The 13271-nt window shown below is 43.1% G+C and carries 11 protein-coding genes; 9 read left to right on the top strand and 2 right to left on the bottom strand.

Annotated elements, in window-relative coordinates:
* The first annotated feature begins 205 nt into the window (after positions 1-205).
* Together NQ117_RS07895 and NQ117_RS07890 are read left to right on the top strand one after the other, a co-directional pair.
* A complete protein-coding gene (locus NQ117_RS07895) occupies positions 206-1021 on the top strand; it encodes a MerR family transcriptional regulator (protein ID WP_258277424.1) in 816 nt (271 codons plus the stop codon).
* Between the two features lie 27 nt (positions 1022-1048).
* On the top strand, positions 1049-2269 hold the full coding sequence (locus NQ117_RS07890; protein WP_258277423.1) for an MFS transporter: 1221 nt from the start codon (positions 1049-1051) through the stop codon (positions 2267-2269).
* Positions 2270-2653: 384 nt separating this feature from the next.
* On the opposite strand, the gene NQ117_RS07885 is transcribed toward NQ117_RS07890, so the two are convergent.
* Positions 2654-3178 carry a GNAT family N-acetyltransferase gene (locus NQ117_RS07885; protein WP_258277422.1) on the bottom strand — a complete coding sequence of 175 codons (525 nt, stop codon included), beginning with the start codon at positions 3176-3178 and terminating at the stop codon, positions 2654-2656.
* Positions 3179-3308: 130 nt separating this feature from the next.
* On the opposite strand from NQ117_RS07885, the gene NQ117_RS07880 reads away from it, so the two are divergent.
* The 5 genes from NQ117_RS07880 (at position 3309) to NQ117_RS07860 (ending at position 10928) form a co-directional block, all read left to right on the top strand.
* Complete coding sequence (locus NQ117_RS07880; protein ID WP_258277421.1) at positions 3309-4166, top strand: LysR family transcriptional regulator; 858 nt, start codon at positions 3309-3311, stop codon at positions 4164-4166.
* 169 nt (positions 4167-4335) lie between these two features.
* A complete protein-coding gene (locus NQ117_RS07875; RefSeq protein WP_258277420.1) occupies positions 4336-5016 on the top strand; it encodes a response regulator transcription factor in 681 nt (226 codons plus the stop codon).
* A complete protein-coding gene (locus NQ117_RS07870) occupies positions 5013-6386 on the top strand; it encodes a sensor histidine kinase (protein WP_258277419.1) in 1374 nt (457 codons plus the stop codon). Before NQ117_RS07875 ends, NQ117_RS07870 begins: the two co-directional genes overlap by 4 nt.
* A gap of 201 nt (positions 6387-6587) precedes the next feature.
* Positions 6588-9683 carry an efflux RND transporter permease subunit gene (locus NQ117_RS07865; RefSeq protein WP_258277418.1) on the top strand — a complete coding sequence of 1032 codons (3096 nt, stop codon included), beginning with the start codon at positions 6588-6590 and terminating at the stop codon, positions 9681-9683.
* Between the two features lie 66 nt (positions 9684-9749).
* Positions 9750-10928, top strand: coding sequence for an efflux RND transporter periplasmic adaptor subunit (locus NQ117_RS07860; protein ID WP_258277417.1), 1179 nt, complete (start codon positions 9750-9752; stop codon positions 10926-10928).
* A gap of 218 nt (positions 10929-11146) precedes the next feature.
* On the opposite strand, the gene NQ117_RS07855 is transcribed toward NQ117_RS07860, so the two are convergent.
* Entirely contained in the window at positions 11147-11518 is a 372-nt protein-coding gene (locus NQ117_RS07855; protein WP_258277416.1) for an excalibur calcium-binding domain-containing protein, read from the bottom strand.
* Between the two features lie 178 nt (positions 11519-11696).
* On the opposite strand from NQ117_RS07855, the gene NQ117_RS07850 reads away from it, so the two are divergent.
* Both NQ117_RS07850 and NQ117_RS07845 read left to right on the top strand, forming a co-directional pair.
* Positions 11697-12305 (top strand): TetR/AcrR family transcriptional regulator, encoded by a 609-nt coding sequence (locus tag NQ117_RS07850; RefSeq protein ID WP_258277415.1) that lies wholly within the window; start codon positions 11697-11699, stop codon positions 12303-12305.
* Between the two features lie 2 nt (positions 12306-12307).
* On the top strand, positions 12308-12913 hold the full coding sequence (locus tag NQ117_RS07845; RefSeq protein WP_258277414.1) for a GNAT family N-acetyltransferase: 606 nt from the start codon (positions 12308-12310) through the stop codon (positions 12911-12913).
* The last annotated feature ends 358 nt before the right edge of the window (positions 12914-13271 follow it).

Below are 13271 nucleotides of genomic sequence, written 5' to 3'. Positions count from 1 at the left end.
GGTACTGGTCAATATCCTATTTAGTTTCTCAAAATATACGATTCGAACACGATCCAATGGGTCGTGTTTTTTTGTTACAGATACAATTGTATTTGACGCATGAAAGAGAATAAAAATATCACGCTTGACTCTCCCCTTAACTGGATAGTTATACTTTGAAAAGACAAAGGGATTGAAATATTCATGTAAGGGAGGTTATCGATCGATGTTTAAAATCAGTGAGTTTTCGAAAATTAGTCAAGTATCCATTAAGACGCTTCGATACTATGACCAGTTGAACTTGCTTAAGCCAACTCACACTGACAAATATACAGGGTATCGGTATTATACGGCTGACCAAATGTTTCAACTTAATCGTATTTTGGCATATAAAGAGCTGGGCTTCTCGTTGGAACAAATTCGTCAGATGATGGGTGAGCAAGTTCCGATCGAACAAGTCAGAGGTATGTTTCGGTTAAAGCAAACCGAGATTCAATCTATTTTGGATAAGGAGCAAGCAAGGCTTGATCGAATTAAGGAACGCTTGTGCTGTCTCGAGCGTGAAGGGGAGAACCAGACATCCCATGATGTCATTTTAAAGGAGATGGAGCCTCAACTTGTAATTTCTTACCGGCTTAAAACTTCATACAGGCGAATCCCTGAACTTTTTAAACAGTTGGATGATTATTTGGGGAAATTAGGTCTGTCCTCTTCAAGTAAAATAGTCCTTTGGCACGGCTGTGAAAATAGTGAGGACGAGATCGATATCGAAGTAGCTCGTCCGCTAACGCACGAAATTCCAAGCAGTCCACTTTTCATGGTAAAACGATTGCCCGAAATTCCGACGATGGCCACGCTTACCCATATTTGTCGGACAGCGAGTTCTTGTACAGCGAGTACGGAATTGGCATTATGGATTGAACGAAACGGTTATCAAATTAAGGAGAACGAGCCGCGACGAGAAATTTGTCTCCCTCATGAAAAATTAGGTGATCCAGAAACGTATGTTGCTGAAGTCCAGATTGCCGTCGAAAGAGTCTAAGGAGATTGAATGGAAGGGGGATGCATTTTGAGTAAACAACAAAAGATTCTGACTTTAAATTTATTTTTATTGACCTTCGTCCTAGGGACAAGTGAATTTGTAATTGTCGGTCTTTTGGCTGAAGTATCAGCCGATTTACATATTTCTATTTCATCAGCAGGGGCTTTGGTATCAGCATTTGCCATATCTTTTGCAATAGGTACACCGATATTGACGGCTTTATTCAGTCGGTTTTCCAAGTACCCTCTAATGCTTTCTTTGATTGCGGTATTTATTGCAGGCAATATCATAACTGCTTTATCCGATTCGTATGCGCTGCTCCTTGTGTCCAGACTCATTACAGCTGTTGTAACCGGAGTTTTGATCGCACTTGCGATGGCCGTTGGCAGCGAAACCGTGTCTGCCGAAAAGAGGGGCACGGTCATTTCAATCATCTTTATGGGTTTTACAATCGCTAGTGTAATCGGAGTTCCTCTGGGTACTTATATTGGACAATGGGGCGGTTGGCAGTTAGCCTTTTGGTTTACCTCCCTATTAGGAATCATTTCTCTAATCGCAAGTTCGGCAACGATCCCCAAAGGGTTAAAGGGGACGCAAAGCTCATTAAAAAAACAAATCGGACTGTTAACCAATTCGCGTATTGTCATAGCATTCTTTATTCCGGCGTTAAGCATTGGAGCGACCTATACCGTATATACCTATTTAACCCCTCTGATGCAAGATGTGCTCCTTGTTCCAGAACATCATATTAGCCTTGTATTTCTTCTTTACGGAGTTGTATCTGTGTTCAGTACGTTAATTGGAGGGAAACTTGCTAATCGCGACGGGATTAGCAAGCTCAGGTATGTGTTTCTCATTCAAGCGGCCATCCTTGCGTCGTTATATGTCTTCTCTAATTCGATTGTCACAGGATTAATTAGTATATCATTCATAGCTCTTATTGTTTATGTAATGAACTCCACCATGCAGTTGTATTTCATAGATTTAGCCGATAAACATTATCCGGCTGCGAAAGATTTGGCTTCATCGTTGACTCCTGTCTCCGTAAATGTCGGAATAGCACTTGGCTCCACGCTTGGAGGGATTGTCACTACGCAGAGGGAATTAATCGATATTTCATGGTTCGGTGGGATCGTCGCGCTCGCTGCCTCATTGCTAACCTTTATCAGCTACAGTTTGGACCGAAAGCAGTCCATCCATGTTAAAAAGAGTCTGGTAGGGGACACCTGCCACGATAGTGGAGCGTAACAAGCAAACATGGAAAAGCGTAATCAATATCAGAGATGAGAAGATTGTTGAAGGGAATTCAAGGGTTTGTAGGAATAGGGTACCTTGGCTTCATGTGTGCTTTTTTATGCAAGAACAATAAGTTAGCACTTCTCAATGTAATCTTGTGCATCGGCTTTATTACTGTGGTCTTTAGCCCGATTATGTGTTGGTTCTAGCTTATATCTACTCCAATAGAGTGTAGTACTTAGGAATAATAAAAAAAGCCCAATCACACAAATGGAAACCTGCTAAATTTCCAATTAAGTATGATTATGGGCTTTTTCTTTTAGTGCTATTGTGTTGATAGTCCTTTGTAACGCATTAACGCCTGCTAATGGAGTGAGTTAAAGTTTTCGTCCATTCTCAGACATTCGCTTCAAGGAGCTTGTAATATAGAACCGTCGCATCAAGGCTTCCGTTCGCCGATCTTGCAAAGGATGGGATGGTGCCCGCCACTTGATACCCGATAGAACGGTACAACAGATTGGACGGGTCTCCTTCCCGCGTATCAAGTACGAGCAGCGTGCGGCCATCGATCGCTGCTGCTTCTTCTGCGGTGTGCATAAGTGCACGTCCAACTCCAGATCTCCTATGCTGCGGGCTTGTCATCAATTTTGCAATTTCTGCTCGATGGTTCCCGTTTGGCTTGCCGCAGAGATGGAGCTGCACAGTACCTGCTATACGTCCATTCAATACAGCAATCCATAATCGTACGTCTGGATGTAAGACAGCAGCCCAATAATCCTGAGCTTCACGATGTGAAAGTGGCGGCAAGAAGCCGATTGAAGCGCCGCCTTCTACCACTTGTACGAGAAGGTCAGCAAGTTCTTCCTCGATACAATCGTCAATCTTGTTTGTAAGTTCAATAAGCAGCATATCATTCTTCATTATTGATGGCCTCCCATACCCAAGTTGTCTTTGCTAACTATCTTGTAACAGAAGTATAGTTGAACTAGAATAATTTGTATAACGAATCTTAGGTATCGAAGTAATAAATAAATCGAATCGAGGGGTGCGAATGGACCAGTCTCATTTAGAGGCATTTATGGCGGTATGCCAGACGCTCAATTTTACCGCCGCCGCCAAACATCTACACATTTCCCAATCCGCTGTGACAGCGAGAATTCGGGCGTTGGAGCAAGCCGTTGGCAAGCGGCTGTTTGATCGTGATAATCGGACTGTCAGTTTGACGAGAGCAGGTATTGCTTTTTTACCTTACGCAGAACGTATGCTCCAGCTTATCCAAGAGAGCAAATTGTCACTGTCTGAACAATATCGGGAACATATCGTGTTGAGCGGTCCGGGTTCCGTATGGCATTATCGATACTTGAATCGTATTCTTGAGTTTAGAGGCAAAAACCCGCATGTCGCCGTCAAATTTTTGAGCTATATCGACCCAGGTTATATGATTCGTGATTTGCTGCTGGATGGGACTGTCAGCCTCGCGATCAAGCTGGATCCACCCGATCATCAAAGTATATCGAAACAGCTGCTGTTCGAAGACGAAATCATTCTTGTATCTGCTGATGGATCGACGGAGCTCCTCGAACCTGATTTTTCCGCGCAGACTTATTGCCACATCGATTGGGGTAATCCGTTTACGGAATGGTTCGCCTCCCTTGTTGAGCCGGGGTTTATTCCAGCCCTTCAAACTGATCATTCTTCTACAATGCTGACAATGCTATTGAGTAATTCAGTTTTCGGTTTTTTGCCAAAATCGATAGCTGATCCGTATCTTCAGACGAACAAGATTTATCAAATTCCGTTGTCCGTCGAGTCACCGGTTATCAAGGGCTACGCCTGTTATTTGACTGAGAAGCGCGAGCAATCCCAGGTTCGTCTTGCCTTGGAATTGCTCGGGGTTGATGCAAACTGAAATCCGATTTGTTCGGAGTCTTCGTGTTGTTTTAGAAACCATTGTTGACCTTAAATTGCTCTACGGTCGTATATCATTTAGACAAAATATGGTACATCTCAATATAATAGATTAACATAGCTTCGTTTGTAAGGTTTATAGAAGAACCAGGTTATAGTGGGAGGTACTAATGGCCAACATTCTAATTGTAGATGACGACCCGGATATTCTAGAGCTTATTCGCTTTTATTTGCATAGAGATGGCTTCAAGGTCAATCATGCAAATAATGGCGTTGAGGCAATCGAGAGATTGAGTGAAGAGAAAATGGATCTAGTTATCGTAGACATTATGATGCCGCAGATGGACGGGTGGGATTTGTGCCGAGCCTTAAGGAACGACTTTCATGAAATGCCAATTCTGATGGTAACAGCTAAGGGAGAAACCGAGCATAAAATTAAAAGCTTTAATTTGGGTGCGGATGACTATCTCGTCAAGCCATTTGACCCCATCGAGCTGGTAGCACGAGTGAAACTTCATTTGAAGAGATATCATATTCAATCCTCCATGAAGGTTCAAGTGGGCAATGTGCTGCTGGACAAAAATAGATATGAAGCGGTCATTGGCAGTATACAGTTATCGCTCCCGCTTCGAGAATTCGATCTTCTATATAAGCTGGCAAGCTATCCAGGTAAAATATTTACCCGGAATGATCTTATCGAGCAAGTGTGGGGTGCCTATTTTGAAGGAGACGACCGCACGGTAGATGTACATATTAAACGGTTAAGAGATCGATTCGCTGCATTGGACTGCGCCTTTACGATTGAGACCAAACGTGGGCTAGGTTATAAACTAGAGGAACAGCGGACATGATCAAATCCCTATACGTTCGGGTTGTGCTCACTTATGTAACGGCAGTATCTATTGGCTTGATCAGTGCATTTTTGTTGTCTCAGTTTGTTATCCAAACTTATGGTGATCAGTTTATCGAAAATCTTCAAATTGAATTGGCACAGGATGCTGCCAGCCTTGAGCAGGCGATTCACAGTAACGGGATTGAGCAAGTCGGTGCTCTACTAAAGCAGAAAGGATATGCCGAAAAATACGATGTAAGGTTATACGACAGCAGCAGAGTGATGAGAGTGATAAATGGAAGAGATTCATCTGATCTATTTATTATTCCTGATCAAGTTGTTAGGTTTGTATTAAATGGTGAAACGTACAGGGGACGTGATGTATCCCCGTCAGAACTTGTCATCGGAATTCCTTACGAAGAAGCGGGCAGCCGTTATGCGCTATTTATACAAGCGTCTGAAGGCTCTATGTCCTCCGTTTCGACGAAGCTGCTTATTTTTGCACTGATTATTAATTTATTGGTCGGCTGTGTGATCATCATTATTGGTGCAAAGTACTTAGTGAGACCGATACGAGGCATGAAGGCGGCTACCGAGCAATTGGCCAGGGGAGAGTTCGACATTGAACTGGAGTGGGGCGACAGAAAGGATGAGCTCGGACAGCTGGCGAGAAGTTTTAATTATATGGCGAGTCAGATGCAGCAGCTTGAAGGGATGAGACAAACGTTTGTTTCTAATGTGTCTCATGAGATTCAATCGCCGCTCACTTCGATTTCAGGGTTCTCTAAGGCTCTTCAGCAAAATCATTTATCAGAAGAGGAGCGAATTCGTTATCTAACCATTATTCAACAGGAGAGCGAAAGGGTCTCGCGTCTAACCGAAAATTTATTAAAGCTAGCCTCTTTGGAGTCACAGCATCATCCTTTTTCTCCGCGTATGTATGATTTGGATGAGCAGCTGCGTCAAGTGGTTGTTGCGATCGAGCCGTTATGGTCGGATAAATCGATAGAATGGGAGTTGGATTTAGTCCGGACCAAGATTAAGGCAGATGAAGATCAGATGAATCAAGTATGGATGAATATCATTGGCAATAGTATTAAGTTTTCACCGATAGGTGGCCACATTCGGATAACGATTGTCAAACATATAGGATCGATTGAAGTTAGAATCACAGACTCGGGTATCGGTATTCCCGAGGAAGAGCAGGTTAAAGTATTTGAGAGATTCTACAAAGTGGATAAGTCCCACAACAAGATTAAGTCTGGTAACGGTCTAGGATTAGCGATTGTCAAAAAAATTGTTTCCTTACATGGGGGAACCGTTGTCCTTAAGAGCAATCCAGACGCAGGTATAACGGTAATTGTTACACTGCCTCATATCATTTCATAAGGTGACAACAAAGTCGACGGATTAAGGGGGATACGCCTTAGACGTTGGCTTTTTTTATTAGTATCGTAAAAAAATCTGTTCAACATATGATTACGTCACATTATGTTCATAATCGTGTAGTAGACTGACTTCAAGTTACTAGGAAGAAAAACCCAATACATAGGTAGAGCTTTAGAGATTATAGGGTAGGAGGGTTAACGCTTGAAGTCACTCATTCAATTTTCGATGAACAAAATAGCAGCCATGATTATACTAACTGCAATTGTAGTAGGAGCGGGGGCATTTTCGGGTACGTCGCTGAAGGTAGAGAATATGCCTAATATCTCCATACCGATTATTTTCATTACAACTCCTTATCAAGCTTCACCACAAGATGTGATGAGTCTTGTCACGAAGCCGGTTGAGGATAAAGTTGCGAATGTTGAAGGGCTGACGATGGTAAGTTCTACGTCCAACGATGGCAGTTCCATGATCACGCTTCAGTTTGACGAGAACGTTCAGATCGATAAGATGAAGCAAGATCTAGAAAGTCTCGTCCAAGATGTGCAATTGCCAAAAGGGGCAGGCAGACCCAAAGTATCTACGCTAGGATTCGCATCGGAACCTGCCTATTACTTAGCCATTCATACTAAAGATTCCATGTCCCAAAGCGATTTGGATCAATTGTATGAGCAAGAGCTCAAGTCCGGCTTCGAATCGATCAACGGGATCGATCACATCGATACGATAGGAGCTCGCCGTACGTCTCTAGATATTCAGTTGGATGCCGCTGCATTGACAGCCTATGGCTTGACACCGAATATGGTGACGGATTCCGTGCAATCGGCGATGACGAACAGTACGGCTGGAATCGTTGAGTTTAATGGGAATACGCAAATTGCTCGAGTGCAGGGCGAATTGGACAGTCTTTTTTCCCTAGAGAGCTTAGAGATAACCTCTCCAACGGGTACAACATTGTTATTGAAGGAAATCGCAAAAATTCAAGCCGTCAATGAGGCTAACTTTATCGCTCGTATGGATGGAAAGCCGGCAGTGGGCATTCATTTGTACAAGTCGGCTGCCACTAATGCTGTTGATTTCTCCAATGAAGCTAATGAGCTGATCCGCGGTTGGGAAAAAGTACACCCAGAAGTGTCCTTTAGCAAAATCTATGACAGCGCGGATGAGGTTCGGGCATCCATTAGCGGCCTGCTGAAAGAAGGCATGATAGGCATCGTGCTTGCTTCTCTCATGATCTTGCTCTTCTTACGCAATTTGAGAATGACCTTAATCGTGGTTGTGTCGATACCGCTCTCCATTCTATTAACCTTTATTATGATGCACGGTATGAATGTCACCTTAAATATTATGTCACTCGGAGGCATGTTTATTGCCGTGGGAAGGATCGTGGATGACAGTATCGTCGTGATTGAGAGCATCTATGCCAACTTGGAAAAAGCACAGCAACGAAATGAATCTGTTATTTTGTTAGCCGTTAAGCAGGTTGCGATGGCCATTAGCTCTTCTACTTTTGTTACAGTGGGTGTGTTTCTTCCCATTGCCTTTGTTACGGGTGTCATTGGCGGATTATTTCGTCCGTTTGCGATTACGGTATCTTGTGCACTGCTTGCTTCCTTGCTCGTTTCTTTAACGATTATACCGATGATGGCAAAACTGATGGTACTTCGTAGTACTAAGGCGCCGAGTGTGAAGGAGCATGAAGGGGGCAAAGTAGTTGAGTGGTATGAGCGAGTGCTAGTTTGGAGCTTAACACATCGAATTAAGACTCTGCTATTTTCCGGACTGCTGCTCATTTTGACCGTTATGTTTACAATTCCTAATCTTCCCCAAGGATTTCTACCTGAAGATGCGGTAGAGCGGCAAATGAACTTTACGATCAAATTGCCAACAGAAACCCCCTTTGACAGCACAAACCTGCAGGCAGAGCAAATTGAAACGCTGCTGCACGAAGCAACAGACGAGAACAAGCAGCCGTTATTCACATTTGTGGAAGCATTAGTTGGATACAGGGGAAGTGAGGAACGTGTTCCGTATTCCATTGAGGTCATTACAGAGGCGAGTGAGAATGTCGATCCTAAAATTGTGATGGAGCAATATACGCAGCTTATCGCAAGACAGCTTCCGAAAGGATCTGAGGTATTGCCTGGATCTTTAAAAGGAGGCAGCGGATATTCTTCCACCGATTTCACGTATGTGATTTATGCGGAGGATCAGCAGGTGTTGGAACAGGCTTCCGCAATTATGAAGGCGAGGATGAAGGAATTTCCTGTGTTAAAGGAAATAAAAGATAGCTTGGGAGATGCAAAGACGGAGGTACAGATTACGGTGAATCCGTCAAACGCGAAACGATTTGGCTTGGAAGTATCGACGGTTCATATGTATGTTGGGAAATGGCTTGCTAAATATGAACTTGGCAATGTTCGTCTGGATAACACGGTTTATCGGGCAGCAGTTGAACTTGCTGCTAAAGACAAAAATTCATTAGAGCAGCTCGGACAAATGCCGATGAAGGTGGCTGATGGAAGCACTGTGTATTTGAACGAAGTGGCGAAGTTACAGCAAGTCACAGCGCCAGTCGCGCTTCAGCGGGAAAGCCAGAAGCTGATGGTACGGTTGACGGCCAAGATTGACTCCGTAGATAAAGGGGCGATCAGTGCGCAAGTAACAGATGCACTCAATCAAATCGAGCTTCCAACAGGAGTAACGACAATGGTTCGCGGAGTGAGCATGGACATGATGAAAGGGTTCAATCAAATGTTTGTTGCTATGGGAGCTGCAGTAGCCATTGTTTATCTTATTATGGTGCTCTGCTTCGGTAATGCGGGTACTCCTTTTGCCATACTATTCTCTTTGCCTTTAGCTGTTATTGGCGGTTTGCTAGGGTTGTGGGTTGCAAATGAATCCATCAATATTACATCCCTAATTGGCTTCTTGATGTTAATCGGAATTGTAGTGACGAATGCAATCGTCCTGCTTGATCGTACTCAGCAATTGAGGGAAGAAGGTTATCTTGTTCGGCATGCCCTCATTGAATCCGGTAAAGTTCGGTTGCGTCCCATTATTATGACAGCAGGGGCAACGATTGCTGCGATGGTTCCGTTAGCTCTCGGAATTTCGAACGGCACATTAATATCGAAGGGGCTCGCGGTTGTCGTCATTGGCGGATTAATTACATCTACGATACTAACACTTGTTGTTGTACCAATTGTGTATGAGATGATTGAATCATTTAAGGTGCGGATGAGTCGATTGTTCAAACGGAACAAGTCTTCTGAGACTGCACACGAAATCAGTTAATCATTTGTAGAGGTTATTCAAAAAATCTGCTTGTGAACACGTATGTAAAGAAGGGAGAAAATATAGATGAAGATGATGAAAGGTTTACTAATCTTGCTTTGCACAGCGTATATCGCAGGTTGCTCAGCATCATCGGCACCTGCTCCGGCTTCTGCGCCAGTTAAAGAGAATGGGCCGCAGCAGGTTAAGGTTGAGGCTGTCGGCAAGCATAGCATGGGCGATCCGAGGGAGCAAATTGCGGAGGTTCACGCCTCTACTCAAGTTGAAGTTAGGGTCGAATCAGGTGGAGCTCTCGTAAAGCTGTTAAAGAAGAGTGGTGAGATGGTTCAGACTGGTGAAGTCATCGCCAAGCTAGAAAGTCGCAATGCTTTGATTATGAAGGAAAAGGCGAAGTTAGCTCTTAAGAGCGCCGAGCTGTCGCTATCTACAACGAAAGAAAGTGTAGACGATAGTCGACTCCAATTAACGAATGCCATAAGGAAGCTTGAAGAAGCACTGAAACAGCAGATTCGAGATGGAGCTTCTGAGACAGAAATCGAAGAAAATCAGCGGGAGCTTCAAGCATTCTTAACGAAACGGGAAGCACTTGATAGACAAAAAGCAGTATCTATCAAGGAGGCCGAAGTTGAAACGTCCAAGCTTGAACTTGAACAAGCTGAGCAGACTTGGAATGACGGGCAAATCGTATCTCCTGCCAACGGTATTTTGACGGACATCAAGCTAGCTGAAGGAACTAACATTCAAGCGGGGAGCATATTGGGAGTCGTGCAGATGACGGGAACAGTCAAAATAAAAGCACACCTGACCGAATCAGCAGTAAAGCTGGTTGGGAGCAAAAAGAGGTTAACATTTCGTGATTCCAGCGGCAATGGCGCGGCGCGTACAGCTAAGGTCGATCATCTGTCGGATGTACCCGACGCTGCGACGAGATTGTATGCGTTGGAGCTTGAAGCAGCCAACACAGACCATTCGTTGAAACCTTTATCAAGGGTGCATCTTCAGCTAACAACAGCCGCAGAGGAAACGGTGGTAGCAGTCCCGTCCCTAAGTATAGTAAGGGAAGGACGCGCAGCATTTGTGTTTGTGCTAAATGGCAGCAAGGCGGAGAAGCGTGAAGTGCAATTAGGTCGTGTGAAGGGACCTTATCAGGAAGTAATAAGCGGGATTAAAACAGAAGAACAACTTGTTGTTTCTGGTCAGCATAATATAAAAGCTGGAGAAGTGGTGAAAGTAGTACAACAATAACGAAACCACGCTGTCTGTATTCGTTCTTTTCTCTTAGTTCCGGTAAGTATTGATTTTACACGATCCGACGGGTCGTGTTTTTTTATGGGGTTACGTAAGTACTAGGGAAGGTGGCTCTTTAATGGTTATGTTGGAGCAGCAGCTCAATAATATATAGACTTGCACGTAATTGATTAGAAATATAAAGAGCCATAGGATGATCCTATGGCTGCAAGGAATTATTCACAAGCTACTCCATCTTTATCTCTGTCAAGTTTCACACGATAGCCTGGCTCACCTTCGTACAGTGGGGCAGCACCAGCATTGCGAGCAGCTGTACAGTTTTTATAAAATACGGTTTCTTGCTCTTGTTTTGGCTTCACTTTTTTTGATTTGGACTTAGGCTTTTGTTTTGATTTACTTGAGGATCCTGCTTTAGGTTTGGATTTTGATTTTTTCCCAGACTTGGACTTAGCTACAGCTTGTACATCAATTTGTTCGGAAGCGGAAATAGGTTTTGCTATGCTTGTTCCTGCTGTGGTGCCGAACATACCAACCGCCAAAACAAGTGCTAGCGAGATCGACCATCTTTTGAACATAGGTTTATTCATCGTTTATTCCCCCTTTATTTAGAATTGCGAACAAAAAACATAATATCAAACGTTTACAGATCGTACCATCTGGGCATTTATAAGAAATTATTTTTTCAGTAATTTGAACATGAAGATTGATCTTTACAGCATACTTTTTTATAATGAGTAAAAACTCACTCAAAAAAGAGGTTGTACAATGCCACGAACGAAGGAACAGTATGAACAAATGCGAAATGCCACAAAAGAGAAAATACAAGAGGCTGCCATGCAGCTGTTCGTACAAAAAGGATTTGGCTCTACGAATGTGCAGGATATCGCGGATACAGCTGGTATTAGCATCGGACTGTTATATCGGCACTACAAGTCGAAGGATAAATTGTTTAACGAGTTGGTAGATTTCGCGCTTGCGGGCATGAGACACAAAATTGAATATTTCCAGTCAGATGTAGCACCGCAACAAGCTTTAGAACAGTTTGTGCATGAAATATACAACGATATGATGACCGGTGAACAGTTTGCCAATTTACTGATCCTTATGCAGCAGTCGTTTTTGGCGGGCGGGGGAGCAACTGTAAACCATGACGAGGTTTCCCGGGTTAGTGACCACTTGTTTCGTGCAACAGCCATGCTTATTAAAAAAGGTCAGGAACTTGGTAAATTTCGTTCGGGGGACCCGCATGAAATGGTCTTATTATTCTACTCGTCGATTCATGGGCTAGCTGCTATGAAAATGATGTTAAAAAACAACTTCATGATGCCGTCTCCAGCAACGCTCACTTCATTTCTGTATAAGGAAGGAGAATAAATATGTTTACTGTGATTAGGGCGGAACAATTAGAATTTGACCCAAGGGAGCAGATGTCTCGTATTTTTGCGGAGGGATTCTCGCAGTGGCTTGGCTATTTTTCAAATGACAAACAAGCCATTGCGAGAGCTTTTGAACACATGTTCTTGTTGCATCATTTTTATGTAGCTGTAACTGAGGATCGCAAAGTTGTTGGCATGACTGCATGCACGGATGGAACTGTTTCTTCTGTAAAGCTTAATCCTAAAGAACTGCGAAAGCATTTAGGACTTATTAAGGGAACGATTGCTGGACTTGTGTTGAAAAAAGAATTTGAAGCGACGAAAGCTACAAAGGGTGCTCCTTCTTCCACTCATGGCTCCATTGAATTTGTCGGGACGGATGCTGAATTTCGAGGGCAGGGGGTAGCGATGGCGATTATCCGTCATATTGTTGAGCATGCCCCGTATGAACAATTTCTCATTGAAGAGGTGGCAGATACGAATATTCCTGCCATAAAGCTGTATCACAAGCTAGGCTTCCAAGAATACAAGCGGAAACCGATTCCGCAGAAGAGAGCTGAAAAGATCGGAATCAATCATATTGTATCTTTGAAATATGTGAAATGAGCAAAAGTCCTCGATTGCTTCGGAAGGCGACATTGCGAAGCAACCAATCTCTCATTTTTAATGGAAAAGGGATATCATTCCAATCATTAGGGTGGAGTTAAAATGGTATGCATGGAAACTAAGATGTAGTGTCTTTTTTTATACTGCCATAGATAAAAATGGCTAAGAGTGATGAAACTATAATAACCTTAATTACTATAGAAACTTCGACAACAAGACTAAGAAGTAAACTAGAAACTAATAAACCTATTTCTTCAGTTAAAAATGATGTAAAAGTTTGTTTTTTTATTCGATATATAAAAATAGATGCGATGAAGATGGTCACAGCAATATAACTTATTGTAATAAACATTATAAT

Origin of the sequence: Paenibacillus sp. SC116 (assembly GCF_024733555.1) — a bacterium.
Lineage (GTDB): Bacteria > Bacillota > Bacilli > Paenibacillales > Paenibacillaceae > Paenibacillus_B.
Note: the sequence above shows the minus strand (reverse complement) of the source record. Positions and strands in the feature narration are given on the sequence as shown.